The sequence below is a fragment of the Pseudomonas sp. LS-2 genome, assembly GCF_003605735.1.
In the GTDB taxonomy this organism is placed as follows: domain Bacteria; phylum Pseudomonadota; class Gammaproteobacteria; order Pseudomonadales; family Pseudomonadaceae; genus Aquipseudomonas.
Genome location: NZ_QXTJ01000010.1, coordinates 16,665 through 33,038, shown reverse-complemented (window position 1 = coordinate 33,038; position 16,374 = coordinate 16,665). Strand labels below are relative to the sequence as shown.

The 16,374-nt window shown below is 56.0% G+C and carries 14 protein-coding genes and 2 pseudogenes; 2 read left to right on the top strand and 14 right to left on the bottom strand.

Annotated elements, in window-relative coordinates; genetic code table 11:
* Positions 1-16 precede the first annotated feature (16 nt).
* The 3 genes from D3M70_RS06735 to D3M70_RS06725 form a co-directional block, all read right to left on the bottom strand.
* The gene (locus tag D3M70_RS06735; RefSeq protein WP_256659739.1) at positions 17-454 is read right to left on the bottom strand and encodes a hypothetical protein; all 438 of its coding nucleotides are present in this window, start codon (positions 452-454) and stop codon (positions 17-19) included.
* Positions 451-636 carry a hypothetical protein gene (locus D3M70_RS06730; RefSeq protein WP_120125069.1) on the bottom strand — a complete coding sequence of 62 codons (186 nt, stop codon included), beginning with the start codon at positions 634-636 and terminating at the stop codon, positions 451-453. The genes D3M70_RS06735 and D3M70_RS06730 overlap by 4 nt, the downstream gene beginning before the upstream one ends.
* 237 nt (positions 637-873) lie before the next feature.
* The gene (locus D3M70_RS06725) at positions 874-1,293 is read right to left on the bottom strand and encodes a hypothetical protein (protein ID WP_120125068.1); all 420 of its coding nucleotides are present in this window, start codon (positions 1,291-1,293) and stop codon (positions 874-876) included.
* Between the two features lie 244 nt (positions 1,294-1,537).
* Between D3M70_RS06725 and D3M70_RS06720 the strand changes: the two genes are divergently transcribed.
* Positions 1,538-3,211 (top strand): DUF4942 domain-containing protein, encoded by a 1,674-nt coding sequence (locus D3M70_RS06720; protein WP_120125067.1) that lies wholly within the window; start codon positions 1,538-1,540, stop codon positions 3,209-3,211.
* Positions 3,212-3,604: 393 nt separating this feature from the next.
* Here the strand turns inward: D3M70_RS06720 and D3M70_RS06715 are convergent, their stop codons facing one another.
* The gene (locus D3M70_RS06715; protein WP_120125066.1) at positions 3,605-3,817 is read right to left on the bottom strand and encodes a hypothetical protein; all 213 of its coding nucleotides are present in this window, start codon (positions 3,815-3,817) and stop codon (positions 3,605-3,607) included.
* A 231-nt stretch (positions 3,818-4,048) separates the two neighbouring features.
* On the bottom strand, positions 4,049-4,675 hold the full coding sequence (locus D3M70_RS06710) for a hypothetical protein (protein WP_120125065.1): 627 nt from the start codon (positions 4,673-4,675) through the stop codon (positions 4,049-4,051).
* A 270-nt stretch (positions 4,676-4,945) separates the two neighbouring features.
* Between D3M70_RS06710 and D3M70_RS06705 the strand changes: the two genes are divergently transcribed.
* On the top strand, positions 4,946-6,160 hold the full coding sequence (locus D3M70_RS06705) for an SIR2 family protein (RefSeq protein WP_120125064.1): 1,215 nt from the start codon (positions 4,946-4,948) through the stop codon (positions 6,158-6,160).
* Positions 6,161-6,181: 21 nt separating this feature from the next.
* Here the strand turns inward: D3M70_RS06705 and D3M70_RS06700 are convergent, their stop codons facing one another.
* The 9 genes and pseudogenes from D3M70_RS06700 to D3M70_RS06660 all read right to left on the bottom strand — a co-directional run bounded on the left by D3M70_RS06700 (position 6,182) and on the right by D3M70_RS06660 (position 16,374).
* The gene (locus tag D3M70_RS06700) at positions 6,182-6,763 is read right to left on the bottom strand and encodes a hypothetical protein (protein ID WP_120125063.1); all 582 of its coding nucleotides are present in this window, start codon (positions 6,761-6,763) and stop codon (positions 6,182-6,184) included.
* 74 nt (positions 6,764-6,837) lie between these two features.
* Positions 6,838-8,169 (bottom strand): hypothetical protein, encoded by a 1,332-nt coding sequence (locus D3M70_RS06695; RefSeq protein WP_120125062.1) that lies wholly within the window; start codon positions 8,167-8,169, stop codon positions 6,838-6,840.
* Positions 8,169-9,593, bottom strand: coding sequence for a DUF6384 family protein (locus D3M70_RS32195; protein WP_177418373.1), 1,425 nt, complete (start codon positions 9,591-9,593; stop codon positions 8,169-8,171). The genes D3M70_RS06695 and D3M70_RS32195 overlap by 1 nt, the downstream gene beginning before the upstream one ends.
* 2 nt (positions 9,594-9,595) lie before the next feature.
* Positions 9,596-10,651, bottom strand: a complete 1,056-nt coding sequence (locus tag D3M70_RS06685; RefSeq protein ID WP_256659738.1) for a merozoite surface protein 3b — start codon at positions 10,649-10,651, stop codon at positions 9,596-9,598.
* 341 nt (positions 10,652-10,992) lie between these two features.
* Positions 10,993-11,457: pseudogene (locus D3M70_RS32760) on the bottom strand (sterol desaturase family protein); the annotation flags it as partial.
* Between the two features lie 425 nt (positions 11,458-11,882).
* Positions 11,883-12,629: an AraC family transcriptional regulator gene (locus D3M70_RS06675; protein WP_120125060.1), complete on the bottom strand. Its 747-nt coding sequence runs from the start codon at positions 12,627-12,629 to the stop codon at positions 11,883-11,885.
* Complete coding sequence (gene lspA, locus D3M70_RS06670) at positions 12,629-13,138, bottom strand: signal peptidase II (RefSeq protein WP_120125059.1); 510 nt, start codon at positions 13,136-13,138, stop codon at positions 12,629-12,631. Before lspA ends, D3M70_RS06675 begins: the two co-directional genes overlap by 1 nt.
* A pseudogene (locus tag D3M70_RS06665) lies at positions 13,135-13,374 on the bottom strand (DUF3703 domain-containing protein); the annotation flags it as partial. The pseudogene D3M70_RS06665 and the gene lspA, both read right to left, overlap by 4 nt.
* 33 nt (positions 13,375-13,407) lie before the next feature.
* Positions 13,408-16,374: a Tn3 family transposase gene (locus tag D3M70_RS06660; protein ID WP_011005944.1), complete on the bottom strand. Its 2,967-nt coding sequence runs from the start codon at positions 16,372-16,374 to the stop codon at positions 13,408-13,410.

Below are 16,374 nucleotides of genomic sequence, written 5' to 3'. Positions count from 1 at the left end.
TTTTGTCTACGTATTTCTATAAGTGCAGGAATGGGTAGAGTCCCACACTAAAGCCAAGTACCCCTAGCACGCCGCCCGTAATACCTAATCGGATAGAGATCCGAACGTTAAGATCCGGATGCTTCCAAAACCATCGGTAGACTTGGAAAGCCGAAGCCCGCTTAATTTCGAGATTCACTTGACGCTTGAACCTGACACCGAGGACCTCGACCGCATCGTAATCAAGCCCGGCCTCGCACTTCTTGATGGAGATCCCACCAGGCGTGCCCATGACATAGCGCAAAATGCTTGCCCCTGTTTCCCGGTTGCGGATTAAGACCGCCTCGCGGCGGAAAAATTTGTTACGATCCTTTCGCTTTGAGTCCACGTTCAAATTATGAAGCCGAACAATTGAGTTCTGCAGACCACTATCCGCTGGCGGTAGCTGCACAACAGAGGTGATTTGCATGCTCATACCAAGCTTCCTGACAATCCCGCAGTGGCGGTGTGAAGAAGGATTTTTGAGGGCGTGAACGACATGGCAAACCAGATGATTTGCCCGTTTTCCGCTTTGAAAATCCATCCGCCAGCTTCTGACCGAAAGCTCTGAGCCGCATCAATACTGGTGAATCCAGCAAAGGATTGATTGCTATACATGGTGTTGCCTCCGAGATATCGGGGCACATCTCCCAACCGGGAGGTGTGCCCGGTTGGGTTAAGAACCGGCATACCGCCGGCAGGGTAGGAAAGGCCGCTAGGGAGCGCCCATCTTGCTAATGTGCTGAGCTACTCAGCTGATGCAGGTCATCGAACAATCGAAGCCCTGAAGGGACTGTAAATTACCTCTGTTCAAACCAGACAATCAAGCTAGAACTGGCCCTGGCAGTCTTATGCTCACTTAGGAGTAACGGAGACATCACAGGTCAGCACGCTTTTTGCCGGGTCGTACCTGCAGCTGTCCGGAGCAGCCTTCACGTCAAATGTCTGCAGCGTTTTTAGGTTCAATTGTTCAACAGGATGGAAGTACCCATTGAGCCCAGCGAGATAGCCGCTCGCAGCCAAGATGATCCCCCCGAGAGTCAGCCATTCAGCATTTTCTTTCTTGAGAGGGGTGATGATCATCAAACCCGGTAGAAGGATTCCGACCACAGTGAGCATCAAAATGAGGCCAAGCACCCAGCCCATGCTGAAGGCTACGCATACAGAGACTGCGCCGAGCGCAATCAACACCATATAGATCCAAAATTGAACGATGTTGCGCTGGGTAGGGGTTGGATCTGACGCAGCGGGTTTAACGAGGGGCTCGGACGACATGGATTTCCTTAGTTCATTGATGAGTGCACAACTGAAGACACCAGGTGCAGCTGGGTCGCTTAGCTGCACCGCGGATTCTGATCAAACCTACCAAATGGGCGAATCAGAGAATCGTAAAATCTTTACACACTTTGGATAAATGCAAACTCGAAACACGGCTTCACGGTGATCCCTGGTGCTCTTGCATTTTTGGGATCGATGCGAATGTGCGTGGGTACTCAAATATCAAGTGAGCTTTCCACCCATGCAGCTGCAGACCTTTGGACAAACGCCGACAACAGAAATCACGCCCTCAGCGACAGGTAACTATGAGCCTCTGGCGGGTGACCTGGTCGACGATCTCGACAAATTCTTCGCGCCAGTGCAGTTAGATCTGATTGACAGTCTGATCGGCGAATACAAAGGCATTTTGAACAACATGAAGTCCGTCGTCGAGTTTATGGATGGTCAGGGGTTCAAATCAGCGCTCCATTATTTCATCGAAGGTAACTCAAGCGACTCAACCCGCAGTGCGTCCGTGAGCTCAAGCCGTTTGTTCGGGCTGGATGGCGCAGTTGCCTACCTGAACACCACGTTCTGGACCAGAGCCTTGGCGCTAACCGACGTCTACGAAGCAATGCCACAGGCTCGAAAAGACGAATGGAACGAACAGATCCGCAACCGAACGACCCCCGACTTTGACGAGGCCACTGTGCGTTCGACAATGAACGCGCTACTGAGCGATCGCACAAAATTCTTCGCAGAACGAGTCGACGGAATTTTTAGAAACCTTTCTGGCGATCATGTGACCAATCGTCCAGAAGCATTCTACAAGCGTTTCATCATCGCAGGGCTGACAGATAAATATGGATCGATCGACTACAGTCGCGCCGGGGTGATTCACGACCTGAGAGCGGTGGTTGCGAGGTTTGTGGGCCGGCAAGAACCGACCTTTGGAACCTCTCACCCGCTGCTAGAGGCAATGAAAAGAAGGTTTGGTGATTGGCATTCCATCGACGGCGGATCGTTCCGTATGAGGCTTTACAAAAAAGGCACGATCCATTGTGAGGTGCACCCAGATATCGCCTGGAAGCTCAACAGCATTCTGGCCACCTTGTATCCCATGGCCATACCTCCGAAGTTCAGAACAAAGCCCAAAGCCAAGCCGAGAGAATTCACTGCGCTGCAGAGGCCTCTGCCCTTTTCAGTCATTCAACTTTTATCAGGGATGAAGCACCCCGGCCATGTAGGGCGCGATCTCATTACTGAAAATCCTTACGCCCTGAGATTTGAGTACAGCGACGGATGCAAGGTATCGAAACGTGAGGCAGAAGCAGTCCTGACCAAGATCGGGGGAGTACGACTGAACACCAATGCATTCTTTTGGTTCGAATTTGACTACAACCCTCGGGAGGCTTTGGATGAAATCATTACCAGTGGCGTCATCCCATGCGCGCGTTCGCACCAGTTCTACCCCACTCCAGAGTCACTTGCTGACGATGCAATAGCGTTGGCAGGTGAGGAAGCAGGCGATACCTTTTTGGAGCCCCAAGCGGGGCTTGGCGGGCTTGCGTGCAAGATGCCTCAAGACCGGACTCTCTGTATCGAACTGTCGTCGCTGCACTGCCGGGTGTTGAGGGCTAAGGGATTTACCACAATTGAGGCCGATTTCTTGCGTTGGGCTACTGAAACCGACCGGCGATTCAGTTGCGTAATTATGAATCCACCATTCGCGGATGGTAGAGCGCTCGCGCACCTCCAGGCGGCCTCGACGTTGGTTACGCCAAATGGGAGGCTTGTAGCCATACTGCCCGCTAGCATGAAGCATGTTGACGTGTTGCCTGGCTGGGACCTCAAATGGACCAAAACCTACGCTAATGAGTTTGACGGTACTGGGGTTTCAGTAGTCATGGTAAAGGCCACAAGGGTCACTCATTGATTACAGATTGATATGGGTGGAGAACCAGTTGCGAGGGCCTGTGGCACACCTCCCCATTCGAGGAGTGGCGCTGGATGCTTCGCGGGGCTACAGGCTGCCGAGGGCAGAGCCTTCAAAGTGAGGCAAGCAGGTTGAAAGCTTGTCATCGTTGATGGGCGTTGGAGCGTAGAATGCGTCTATGGCGCTTCTATGCTCGAATGCTTGAACTAGCACATATCTACCCCCCCCCCGAATGCCCATCAATACGGACTCAGAATTTGCTGGACCAAATGTCGGCGGTTCAGTTGCAGAACCTCGACAGTGCGCTTAGACACAGTGGCTAAACCAGCTTAGAACAGACAAGAAAAAACCCTCTATCAGCGATGATAGAGGGTTTATTTTGTAGATGGCTATTTAGCCATTGAAGCGCTCACCGTCTTTACGATCTTCTGCACGCTTTGGATTCGGCACCAGCTTTCCATCCTTCCAGATGAAATAAGCTACTGGCTCTTTGATGTAGTAACCAGAGTCATTCTTTGGGTTTCCGCTACCGTTACCTGCATGAGCACCGGAAGCAGCCAGCATTGCAACGACAGCCAGACCAATGATTTTTTTGTTGATACCCATGATGAAGCTCCTTTGAATTATCTATTCAGTGATTCTTAAGTTGCTCGGCTTGGTTGCCTTGCTTACGAAATCAATGTAACCCGACACTTGGGACATGCAAGGGCCAAAAACTCAGATTTTTTACAGAATTTACCTGTTCACTCCGATTCGAAAACAGTCGAATGCCTTTCAGCAGCTTATTGTGGTTTTTCTCGACCAAAAGAATCTTTTTTGCAACTTCGGCCTCAGAAATTAACGCCCAGACAAGGCAGCAAGTGAAGCTTGAAGCTCAGCTTCACAACGCTGTCCCAAGATATCCGCCAGCACCTCAGCGTCACTGGCTGCGTCCACACTGTCACGCACTAGCGCTGTCTCCAGAGAAAGCTTTAGCCAGGCGCTTGTAGACGGTGAGTTCATGACAGCCTCAGCAGATGGTGTTTGTGCAGGAGTACCAGGCTGATCTTCTGGAATATCGTTTCGCTGACGCTGAAGTGCTCGACTCAACAAAACGCACCGTTGCTTTTGCTCTTCACAGTCGCGCTGGGCTTGCACCCGCAAGTGATGAGGGGACAAGCCTAGGTGCCTTTGTAGCGTGACTGAAATTTCCGCACCGTGATCAGCACCAAACACCAACTGCAGATAGTTTTCTGGATTACTAGCAGCGAGCTGCTTGGCGAAAGCCAAGGCGATGAGTTCGGCCGGACCACCCTGCAACCTGATCGCGGGCATGCCGAACTCCGAAATAAACTCAACGACCTGGCTCATCTCCAGAACCCGTTGGGAAAGAATCAGGCGGAGCTCGCGATTTTCATTCTGCAGGTCCTGATAGGAGGAAGGGTTATCGGCCACATCAGCATCATCAGTTGGATCAGTTTTCATGGGGCTCGCCTCGCTAGGTTGGTTGTCCCAGTCTGAGCGAACACAACAATTCTAAGATCGCAATTAGGCCCGCATCGTGGCTTATGGGACACCGCCATAAAAATACATCGCACGGTGCACACAGTGTTGCCAGAATGAGGAACACACCCCAGGTACTCAGGGCATGAGGCATAGCCTGGCCCACGGGTGGAGAGGCGCGCGGGTGCGCTGTGCTGATCACGTCGAATGGTGCCTCCTGCAGGACTGTCACTTAAATCACGGATAGGAAAAATGTCAGCGAATCCTAAAAAAAGAATTTTGGTTCTGGTTGGAGCCGGAGCCTCAGTCGACTTCGGAATACCACACACCAGAGGCTTAACTGAAGCTCTCGAGAGAGAGATGGAAGACGACCACTATTGCGTGCAGGTGGGAGGTGTTGAGGCGTACCGGTGGGTCAAGGCAAAGCTCGAGGAATACTACAAAGCTGAGCCGGGAGAAGCTCATTTTGAGCGTGTTTACCACGCACTCCACGAGCTTGCAGCGATGAAACTCCATGACGGCGCGGTAGCGAAGTACAGACCCGTCCTGCACCCGTTCCTGAGGCCTGAGCACACGCTTACGAACGATGCATTAAGTGCTGCTGCAAGGACGATGTTGAGGGCAATCTACAAGATCGTCTCGATGTCATCCGCCACGCCAAAGCGCTCCCTGGCCCCCCTTACCGCCTTCATCGAGGGACTGCAACTGAATGCGGTTCCGCGTATTTACACGACAAACTACGACGACCTTTTTTCACAGGCCTTTCCAGGATTCTTCACTGGTTTCACCCACAAAAAAGACGGCTATAGCCTTTTCAGTCCGAGGGATTACTGGACAAAGTGGGAGAGTCCGGGCCTTTTCCATCTTCACGGATCGGTTCACTTCGGGTTTCCTTTAGGCCAGCCCAAGCGCGATCCTGATGTGGGAATTGGCGATCTTGCATGGTACGACAACAAGGAGGAGGCCATTAAGCATGCGCATGGTGGCGGCTCAGGACGATCACGTCTCGATGGAACTCAGGTCGAGACTAGCGCGATCATCACAGGTTTAGACAAGCTTGGGAGGCTTCAGCAATCTCCGTTCCTTTCCTACTACGGTGGGCTGACCCGTGAAGTCAATGAGGCAGATCTGATCGTGGTATTGGGCAGCGGCCTAGGAGATCTGCACTTGAATACGTGCATCCTGCAAGCACGACGAGGGAAATTGCCTACTCCTATTGTGTATGTCGGGTGGTGGAAGAAGGACGACCTTCGCGAAGCCATTACGTGGGAACCTAGTGATCAGGCAGTGGCTATGGTCCAGGACCTGCGAATCGATCTCTCGAGGGATGGCCAAATGCAATATGACGTTTATCCGGGGTGGAGTATCAACACAGACTCCAGAGCAGCCGTTTATGCAGGAGGCTTCTACAAATTCCTTGAAGATCCGACGACTTATTCAAAAGTACTGGAGAAGATTGGGGCCTAGCCGCTCGGCCCCACCAAAGGTTTAGTCTAAAATCGTCAACCTCCTACGACGCCCCTCCTCCCCTATAAATAAATCGTGCTGACGACGATAGACAGGCTCTCCCTTGAGCCTGTCACCGACTAAGCCAGCGACACGATAAAAACCCTGGTCTGTTTCTACGATGGATTGCGAGTTAGAAAATAGACCTCCAACTGAAATCTGGATTCCAACCAGGTTACCCACCGGCACTAGCCGGCTTCGGAGCTCTTGGGCATCACTCACGCATTGGTTGTAAGCAGCAACTGAGCCGGCCTCCATGATTCTGATCCTTTTGACAGCCCATTGTCCTACAGCAAGTGCAAGAGCCATCCAGGCACCACCGCCGACCAACCAGCGGAAAAATTGAGCCGTTGACTCAATGTAATTGGAAAACTGGGAGCTTTGCCCGCCTGGTGCCGATTCCATATGGCCAAGCAAAGGTGACAACACGTACGCCTCGATTACTTCTGCTGGGCCGAAGGCTATCAAGCCAAACCAATGCAAGAAGGCGAGAACCATAGCTGCCAGTACGGCTATGGCCGCGCGTCCGGCAAACCGCCCAATTTTTTTTTCAGTAGACACCATTTTTACGTCTCACGAATTTGAATAGCCGACGACAGTTATATCCAGTGAACGGCGCCGGCGGGCATGGGTCGAGTTCACAAACTGTCCGTGGTCTGGAACGATCCGCCGTTATCTGAGCCACTAGTGGTGAAGAAGCCACCGCTATCGCCACCCAAACTCCCAAAGCCACTGCCAGTTTCTGAGCTCGAACTTGGACGCGGAGTCTCCTCGCGATATCGGGAAACTTGGCTGGTCACCTGTGATTGGCTCAGTGAACCAGCCATATAACCGGTCAGCAGTGAGTCTAGATTCAGTCCGCTTGCATAGGTGTAGCCGCTGCCAGTGTAAGAACTTGAACGTAGGTCACGTTCCAACGATTTTGCACGCTCATAAGCTCGTTCAGCGGTGCGGCATTCATCACTGAGCGTCCTGATATGACGCTTTACTGCCTCGAACTCATCGCGCTGTGACGCGACCAGCCGAACCAGATCATCATCGGTTTTTGTCGCGGTCAAACTGGCCATTTGTTCAAGCCTTTCGAGGCTCATTGCCGACAGTTGATCGGTGAGCAATGAGGTGGCTCGCGCGAAATGGGGATCCTTTTTAGAGGCAAAATCCTGAAGCTCGAGATGCAACTCGTTGGCGAACGATTTTGAAGCTTCGAGCGCAATCCGAACCTGGGCCAGCCTGTCTTTCAAAACCGGCACGCCAGCTTTCGCAAGGGCAGCGTCATAGAGCTTGCCGAGCTCCGTATGTATCAGCTGCCTTGTGCATTCAAGCTCCTTAAATGAGCCCTCGTTTTCCTGCTGCATTGCCAGAAGTGTCAACTCAGCATCCCGGTTACGAGAGAACGAGCAGAGCCTCGCAATCCATCGGTCAATAGACCAGAGTAGGCGCATGCGCTGGTACGCAGCGCTGCCATAGCCGGCGCCAGTTAAATAGCGATACAACATGCTCGCGTCGAATGCTTTGAGTTTTTCGCTGCACTCAGTTTTGATCTCCAGATACGCAGATTTGGCTGCCTGGACAGCTTGCGAAGCCACTGCAAGCTTTGCCGCCCATCCCGCATATGACTCGTCTGCATTCAGAGTGGAACTGACCGTTGAAAGCATGGAGTCTAGCTGCTGCTGCAGATCAACCTCGCTATCGATATGCTGGGAAATTTTCCCCTCAGTGTCGGCAAGCTGCCGCCGCAGGTCTAGCTCCGCCTTAGCACGATTGCTTAGGTGCTCCTGCACCTCAAGAGGAAGCTTACCGCCGTCCTGAAGCTGTACCCCCGCCAGTTGTTGAAAGGATGCTGTCAGCTCGTATTGCAGACGCAGCTCAGCTTCATGGGCATTTGATAGCTCACGTTGCTTGCTTCTCATCTGCCCTTCGTACACGCGTGAGTTTTCACCCACTGCTGTAATCATGCGACTTGATTTCATCACCACTCCAGAATGAATTCTGGGTTAGCAGTGACTCGCCCCCCAGTAAAATTTAGGGTCAGAGAGTTGGCATCTTTGTGCCCTATAACGTGGTCGTCTACACGTCCATCCTCGAGCTTGTCTTTGTAGGCAGCCTGATAGGCGGCATGACTGACCCGAACGCCAAATACTTTCGCGAAAGCCTTCACGCCAGTTTCGGCACTTGTGACAGGTACCGCGACGGCATTGCCGGCCGCATCGGTGGCCTCAGTGAGCAGATACCACGTCTTGCCGCGGCTCGCGTCGTAGGTGCGCTCGACCATCGACTTCTGCCCCGCCCGACTTATCACGTCGAGGTTGACGGCGGTCGCGGCGTAAGCACGAAGATTGTTAATGCTTTCCAGCCCCTGTGCTGCACCTTGGTTGTCCAGATCATTCAAACGACCCTCAACAACCGTATAGAGCGCTTCGAATTGCCGAGCATCCCCTGCATTGAGCTTGAGTGCATTGACCGCATTTTTTGCGGCCAACAGCTGTGAGGTCATTTCAGAGGCGCCCGAGGCCTTCTGCACGACGGCCTGTGCCGCTGCAACTGCATTGAGCACTGGGCCGATGCCTTTGGTATCAGCTTCCTCAATGGTCCGATGTGCATGGGCCACGAAAGCCGCTACCGGACGGTACTGCTTGCTCAACGTAGGGAATGCTGCGGAGCTCTCTAGGGCCTTTAGCTTCATGTCTGCTGACATCAATTGCACCACGTCACTGACGGACTGATCAGCACTCTTGATCAGCATCGCGGCAGACTGCAGCTGAGAGACTGCCTCAGAAATCAAGTGCAAATCAGCACTTCGACTCTGATCGGTGACAGTCGCTGGAATGGGTGTATTCAGATGCTCGGCTGCATCGGCCAGGCGATCACTGGCTACCCCAAGAATGGTGCGGCCAGTTGAAAGATTCTCCTGAACAAGCTCGTCATTTAAGGTCGTGATTCGCTTCAGAAGCTGAGCCAACTGACTTTTGAGCGTCTGCTCTTGGCCACGTGCTTCATCGCTCTGCGATTGAGCAGCCGCGGTTCTCGCATGCGCAAAATACTGGGATACCTGGAAGGCACCTAATCCTGCGACAACGGTTGCAAAAGCAATTCCAGCAAATGGTTTAATCCATCGACTTCGGGAGATATAGACGCCGGAAAGTAGCTTAGACACAGGACCAATTTGTGGTGTCTCAAACGTAAGCCGTGATGCGAAATACTGACGCACACCCTGCTCGACAAACGAATCTTCAACCTCGAGGTTCTGGTCCTTGTAATAAGACCTGATTCGCTCTGCAACGGCGATACGCCTGGCTGGCAAATCGAGATGTTTTTGCACCTCGTGCTTGCTGTGACGAAGCTCGTCGATGAGCGCCATCGCGCCCATCTGTTCAGAGAGAGTGACGGTACCCATCGTCACAGGCTCTTTTGCAACAGCGCTGAGAAACGGCGCTTACTGTCTTCAGTAACCGCCTCGATATCAGAAGAGGTATTGCTGGACTCTTTGCGAATCTCTTCAATCGACTTCAGGATGCTCTCCTGAAAACCAACTACAGCATCCGCCAGTGCTTTAACTGACGAAGTCTGGAGGTTGGCGCCGTAGCCTGCTTTAAGCGCTGCATTCAGTTGGTCGCCACCAATCGCGGCCTGAGCCTCAAGGCTGGCGTTGATTCCATCCTTCATCGCATTGATGGTATTCGTCGCCTCTGCCAAACCACTGGCCGAAGTAAATGCCGCAGCCAGGCCGGTCAGCAGTGTCTCGTTAGTCGCAAAGAACGTTACAGCTCGCTGATACAGTCGCTCCTTGACGGTGTGGTATTGATTGATCCGTGCGTAAACCAGCTCAGCAGCGTTGTAGCCGGACTTAAGTTGATCCGCGATATCCGTAACGATCTGGAACCGCTTGTCCTCGTCCTGCAGCTCCCGCAGGGACACATCCCTTGCCAACTCAAGCCTGGCCCGCTCAGTTGGAGCGAGGTTTTGGTTTTCAAGGGCAGCAGACGCTTCAGAGAGTGCATTCCGGCGCAGAACCATCTGAGCATCAGCCAGCTTTAGCACCTCGCTCGCATCAACCTCTGCAGTCTTCATTGCCAAACGGTAATCCTGGTAGGCCTCCAAGATGACGGTTTCAATCCGGATCTGCTCGTTGGAAGATTTCGCTACGTCCAGGTAATTTTCGTTGATCGCGTCGAAGCGGTCAGGGATGGTGCCTCGGCGGAAATTCAACCAGGCAAGCTTCAATCGCTCCGATAGCTGGAGCTTTCCGTCAGACATCCACTCCAACATCTGCTGGGCATCTTCAAGAATTGAGTCAAAGCTGCTTGAGATATCTGCATAGCGGATGCTGATATCCATGCCATGGAGCTTTTCTCGCACTGCAGCGTTGAACACAGTCGATTGTTGAAGAGTGGCTGCAATGCTCGTGACACGATGCGCGTCATAAACCGCAACCTTTTCAAGAATTGCGAGCACGGGTGCATCTTGAGTAGGAAAGGTGATACCTACTTGTAACGGCTTGCAAACGAAAACGTCCCGACCTGCAATCAATACGATTTTCGACCGGAATTAACTGCGACTGACCGGCCCGGCAAACCAGTATTAGCTGCGAATGAACCTGCATTTATCCGCGCTGACCTGCATTCCATGGCTACCAACCAGCATTAATTGCAAATGACGGGGCTTATAGGTAGTGAATCGATTGCCTCGTTAGAGCGCATGTCTGCTTGGCATGCGGGAACATCTAGTCTCTTCCGCCCACGAGCCAGATCATTCCAGGCAAACACATGGGGCCTACAGCTTTGAGGCCCACTACGCTATGTGCGGGCTCGGTCTCGCCCAAAGGGTTCGGTCAACTGACCAAGGTAACCCTTGGGATAGTCCCTCTCACGCAAGCCGACATTGGCGTCGCCCTGCTTTCCTGTACTGTCGTAGAACGTCCCGAATAGCCGATCCCACACCATCAGAAATTCGCCGAAGTTCACCTGGGCATCTTCGAAGTCGCGCTTGTGGTGCCAACGATGAATTTCAGCCACCCCGATGACATGGCGCAGCCAACCCAGCCGGTAATCCAGGTTCGAGTGCTGAAAGCCCAAGTGAACGGTCAGAATGCCGAACCAGGTGGCAACCACTGCCGAAGGCGCGCCGGATGCAAACAGCAGCACCAATCCCGGGCCAGCCATGAGCATCGCATGTAGGGGATGCCGGCGCTCCCCATTCATCCAGTACAAGCGCTCGGCGCTGTGGTGAATCATGTGAAAACGCCACAGCCAGGGTACGTGNGCGACCAGCAGCAGCTGAACCCAAAGTGGACTCTCGACTGGGAAGAGACGAACTGTAGCCGGCACTGCATCGCCCAGCCTGGCCAGGATTTCGGCGGTGAACTGGATGACGGAAAGATTCACCAGCATATGCACCAGGTCGGTCAGGGTGTCCTGGTGATCCTCCAGCCAGCCCTCCCGGAAAGGCTGGATACGCTCCAGCCCCGCGACGGCCAATAGACCGACTGCGGCTACCAAGGGTGTGCTGGGCCAGTACGGCACCCCGGCGTACAAGGCCCAGACCATGAAGGCGGCGCTGCCACCAAACACGAGCGGATAGCTCAACCAGCGTAGGGCGAATCGAAGAGAAGTGGACATCGCTCAGCTCCTATGTAGAGAGCCTTCACGGTAGGTGCAGAGGACGACGTTCGACTTGAACGAAAGAGCTATGACTTCTGGAGATCGACCGCAGCCAGGGCGGAGGACGGATCGATGCCCAGCAGCGCCCTGAATGTCCGGGAGAAATGCGCCGAGTCGGAAAAACCCGCCGCATGCGCGGCTTCGGTCAGCCGTCCCCCTTTGGCCAGGTGTTGCAGGGCTTGGGCGAGGCGCAGCCATTTGACATAGCTGCGCAACGGCAGGCCGGTTTGCTCCACGAACCAATGGGAAAAACGCGTGGGTGACAAATGCACCAACGCGGCCATTGCCTCACGCCCCATTTGGCCTTCGCGCAGCGCTGCGGTGACCTTGGTCAAGCGCGGATCAGGGATTGGTGGATCGGCAAGCCGCAACAGCCGACGTACCTGCGCCTGCAACTGGACAGGCGAATGCCCCGACGCCCTCAGTGCCTCGACCATCGCAGCAATATCGGCCGCTACGATCTCCATCAGCCTCACGGCTCCGCTCACCCGCAAGGCACGCGCCTCATCGGACAGCACATCCAGGTAGATCGACAGGACCTGCCCAGCACTGAGCCGGTGCTTCAAGCCTGCCGGAATCAAGATGGCAGCCCCAGATTGCCCACCCAACGGCGTTTCAACCGTTATCGCGGCGTCGAGCCCCACTGCAATTTGATGTGCTTGATGATGGTGCCAATCCTGGTGGGCGGCATGGCCGAGAAAGACGCCGATACCGGGGCCGACCCAGGCATGGCCTGACCAGCGAGCCACTTCTGCGGCATCCGAGCTTCGCATTATCTGCCCCGGTCCAGTTCCGCGCTTGGACTCAGCACACTGCTCAGGAGCAACATGGCGGCACCGCCCACGATGCCGATGTCCGCCAAGTTGAATGCAGGCCAATGCCAGGATTGCCAGAAAAAATCCAGATAGTCGATCACATGGCCTCGGAAGCTGCGATCGATCAGATTCCCCACTGCCCCTCCCAGTATGAGGCTATAGCCCAGCGCTTCGAGCTTGGCCCTGGGCTTACGCAAGAGCAACGCGAGCCCAATCGAAACAACCAGTGCGAGGAGAATGAAGAAGTAGCGCTGCCAACCGCCCGCGTCAGCTAGGAAGCTGAACGCTGCGCCGGTATTCCAGCAATGGACCAGATTGAAGACTGGGGTTTGAGGAACCACGGCGCCGACCGAGAGCGAACCCTCAATTACATATTTGATCGCCTGGTCGGCCAGGGCAACGGCTAGCGATAGCGTCCACCAGAGCCCGGGAGTGATACGGTGCGCCATTCCAAGTGGCGATTTCATTGTTTCGCTCCCTGAAACAGTCGCTGCAATCCGGGTGAGACGGGCATCGGCGCGAATGCACTGATCCTCGCGCGTCCGGTATTGCCGAGCGGTACCCAGATCTTCGAGAACAACACGGCAGCGATGATCCGTGGTGCTTGGCCGAACATTTCCCGGTAGTCGCGCAACTGCCAGCCAGCCCTTAGCATCAACCAATGGCTCCGCGCATGCAGGACGGGCATGTGCTGGCTCAAGATGGGGAGCCCGCAGAATTCGGAAAAAATCGTACGCTAAGGTTTTCCGGGCAACCGTAGCGGCCTGAACTTCCCGTCCTCCAGCCTGCGGCTCTGCCGCCAGACGTAATCGCCGGTCAGGTTGATGTGTTCCCAGCCCAGCGGCGACAGGTATTGCAGCAACTCACCGTTCACCGGCTTGCCGACCTCGACCAACCCCTGAGTGGCGCGCTCCAGGTACACCGTGTTCCACAACACAATGGCGGCCGTCACCAGGTTCAGGCCGCTGGCCCGGTAGCGCTGCTGCTCGAAGCTCCGATCCCTGATCTCGCCGAGGCGGTTAAAGAACACCGCCCTGGCCAGGGAGTTGCGCGCTTCACCCTTGTTCAGTCCAGCATGCACGCGGCGGCGCAGTTCGACGCTTTGCAGCCAGTCGAGGATGAACAGGGTGCGTTCGATCCGGCCCAGCTCGCGCAGGGCCACGGCAAGGCCATTCTGGCGTGGATAGCTGCCGAGCTTTCGCAGCATCAGCGAGGCAGTGACGGTGCCCTGCTTGATCGAGCTGGCGAGGCGCAGGATGTCGTCCCAATGGGCGCGGACGTGCTTGATGTTCAGGGTGCCACCAACCATTGGGCGCAATGTCGGGTAGTCCTGGACGCTATTCGGCACATACAGCTTGGTTTCGCCGAGGTCGCGGATGCGCGGTGCGAAGCGGAAGCCCAGCAGGTGCATCAGGGCGAAGACGTGATCGGTGAAACCGGCCGTGTCGGTGTAGTGCTCCTCGATCCGCAAGTCGGACTCGTGGTACAGCAGGCCGTCGAGCACATAGGTGGAGTCACGCACGCCGACATTCACCACGCGGGTGCTGAACGGTGCGTACTGGTCGGAGATATGGGTGTAGAACAGTCGCCCCGGCTCGCTGCCGTACTTCGGGTTGACGTGCCCGGTGCTTTCGCCCCGGCCGCCCGCCCGGAAGCGCTGGCCATCGGAGGATGAGGTGGTGCCGTCGCCCCAGTGGGCGGCGAAGGCATGGCGGTACTGGTGGTTGACCAGCTCGGCCAGGGCCGCCGAATAGGTTTCGTCGCGGATGTGCCAGGCTTGCAGCCAGGACAGCTTGGCGTAGGTCAGGCCGGGGCTCGACTCGGCCATCTTGGTCAGCCCGAGGTTAATCGCATCGCCCAGGATTGCTGACAGCAGCAATGTCCTGTCTTTGGCCTCGGCACCGTCCTTCAGGTGGGTGAAGTGGCGGCTGAAACCCGTCCAGTCGTCCACATCCATCAGCAGTTCGGTGATCTTGATGCGCGGCAACAGCTGACTGGTCTGGTCGATCAGCGCCTGCGCGGTATTGGGCACCGCAGAATCCAGCGGGGTGATCTTCAGCCCGGACTCGGTGAGGATGGCATCGGGCAGCTCGTTGTCCTTGGCCAGCCGGGTTACGGTGGCCAACTGCTCGTCCAGCAGCTGTAAGCGCTCTTCCAGGTACTGGTCGCTGTTCGGGTTGATCGCCAGGGGCAGGGCCTGTTCCCGCTTGAGCGCGGCGAACTTCTCTGCCGGCAGCAGGTAGTCGTCGAAGTCGCGGAACTGCCGTGAACCCTTGACCCAGATGTCACCGGAGCGCAGGGCGTTCTTCAGCTCGGACAGCGCGCAGATTTCGTAGAAGCGTCGGTCGTGGCCTTCCGGGGTGATCACCAGCGGCTTCCAGCGCGGCTTGATGAAGGCGGTAGGGGCATCCGCCGGCACCTTGCGCAGGTTGTCGGCGTTCATCTCGCGCAGGGTCTGCACGGCCGCCAGCACGCCTTGCGCGGCCGGTGCAGCGCGCAGTTCCAGCACCTCCAGCAGGGCCGGCGTGTAACGGCGCAGGGTGGCGAAGTTCTCGCCGACCAGGTGTAGGTGGTCGAAGCCCTCCGGCCGGGCCAGCAGCTCGGCCTCGCTGACGCTCTCGGTGAATTCGTCCCAGGGAATCACCGCCTCGATGGCGGCGTACGGATCGCTGCCGTTTTCCTTTGCCTCCAGCAGAGCCTGGCCGATCTTCGAGTACAGGCGCACCTTGTCATTGATCGCCTTGCCCTGCTTCTGGAACTGCTGCTGATGCTTGTGCTTCGCGCCGCTGAACAGCTTGACCAGGATGCGGTCGTGCAGATCGACCAACTCATCAATCACAGTCGCGGTGCTCTCCAGCACTACGGCGGCCAGGGTCGCGTAGCGCCGCTGCGGCTCGAACTTGCCAAGGTCTTTGGGCGTCATCTGCCCCCCTTCGCGGGCCAGCTTGAGCAGGCGGTTCTGGTGGATGTGCCGGCCCAGCCCTTCGGGCAAGTCCACCAGCTGAAATGTCTTCAGCCGCTCGATGTGCTTAAGCATGTGCCGAGAGTTGGGTTTCAGCGGTGCCTGGCGCAGCCAGGTCAACCAGGTGATGCTGCTGCCGGCCTTGAGCTTCAGCAGTTCGTCCAGCTTGGCACGGTGCGAGTCCGTGAGTGGTTCGACCAGGGCGCGGTAGACCCGCCGATTAGCCCGCGCAATGGCCTCCGAGCAGGCCCGATCAATTACGCTCAGCGCCGGCAGGATGCGCCGCTTCTGCCGCAGGCTCTCCAGAGCCTGGCTGGCCAGCAGCAAGCCCTTGTCGGTCTGCTGGGCCAACTCGGTCAGCTCGCGCACGAGGTTGCGGAAGTCGGACAGGCCAAACGGGGCCAGTTGCAGGTAGGTGCGCAGTTCATGGGCGTGCTCGCGGCGGGTCACGTCGCGTTCGCCGTACTTCGCCCAACTCGCCGGGTCGGCCTGAACCTGCTTGGCCACCCACAGGATGACCGGCTCGGGCGGCTCGCTGTCGGTGCCCAACGCATAGCCGGGGTAGCGCAGCAGGCTGAGCTGCACCGCGAAGCCTAGGCGGTTGGCGTCGCCGCGCCGCTGGCGGATCAGCGACAGGTCGGAGTCGTTGAAGGTGTAGTAGCGGATCATGTCATCCTGGCTTTCTGGCAACGCAAGCAGGGTGTCCCGCTCCGTGGCCGAGAGGATCAAGCGACGCGGCAT

Bases quoted from the DNA above. Each gene is read 5' to 3' on its own strand.
- D3M70_RS06720 (WP_120125067.1), top strand. From the start codon at position 1,538: ATGCAGCTGCAGACCTTTGGACAAACGCCGACAACAGAAATCACGCCC.
- D3M70_RS06730 (WP_120125069.1), bottom strand. From the start codon at position 636: ATGTATAGCAATCAATCCTTTGCTGGATTCACCAGTATTGATGCGGCT.
- D3M70_RS06725 (WP_120125068.1), bottom strand. From the start codon at position 1,293: ATGTCGTCCGAGCCCCTCGTTAAACCCGCTGCGTCAGATCCAACCCCT.
- D3M70_RS06660 (WP_011005944.1), bottom strand. From the start codon at position 16,374: ATGCCGCGTCGCTTGATCCTCTCGGCCACGGAGCGGGACACCCTGCTT.
- D3M70_RS06700 (WP_120125063.1), bottom strand. From the start codon at position 6,763: ATGGTGTCTACTGAAAAAAAAATTGGGCGGTTTGCCGGACGCGCGGCC.
- D3M70_RS06715 (WP_120125066.1), bottom strand. From the start codon at position 3,817: ATGGGTATCAACAAAAAAATCATTGGTCTGGCTGTCGTTGCAATGCTG.
- D3M70_RS06675 (WP_120125060.1), bottom strand. From the start codon at position 12,629: ATGCGAAGCTCGGATGCCGCAGAAGTGGCTCGCTGGTCAGGCCATGCC.
- D3M70_RS06735 (WP_256659739.1), bottom strand. From the start codon at position 454: ATGAGCATGCAAATCACCTCTGTTGTGCAGCTACCGCCAGCGGATAGT.
- D3M70_RS06695 (WP_120125062.1), bottom strand. From the start codon at position 8,169: ATGAAATCAAGTCGCATGATTACAGCAGTGGGTGAAAACTCACGCGTG.
- D3M70_RS06705 (WP_120125064.1), top strand. From the start codon at position 4,946: ATGTCAGCGAATCCTAAAAAAAGAATTTTGGTTCTGGTTGGAGCCGGA.
- D3M70_RS06710 (WP_120125065.1), bottom strand. From the start codon at position 4,675: ATGAAAACTGATCCAACTGATGATGCTGATGTGGCCGATAACCCTTCC.
- D3M70_RS32195 (WP_177418373.1), bottom strand. From the start codon at position 9,593: ATGGGTACCGTCACTCTCTCTGAACAGATGGGCGCGATGGCGCTCATC.
- lspA (WP_120125059.1), bottom strand. From the start codon at position 13,138: ATGAAATCGCCACTTGGAATGGCGCACCGTATCACTCCCGGGCTCTGG.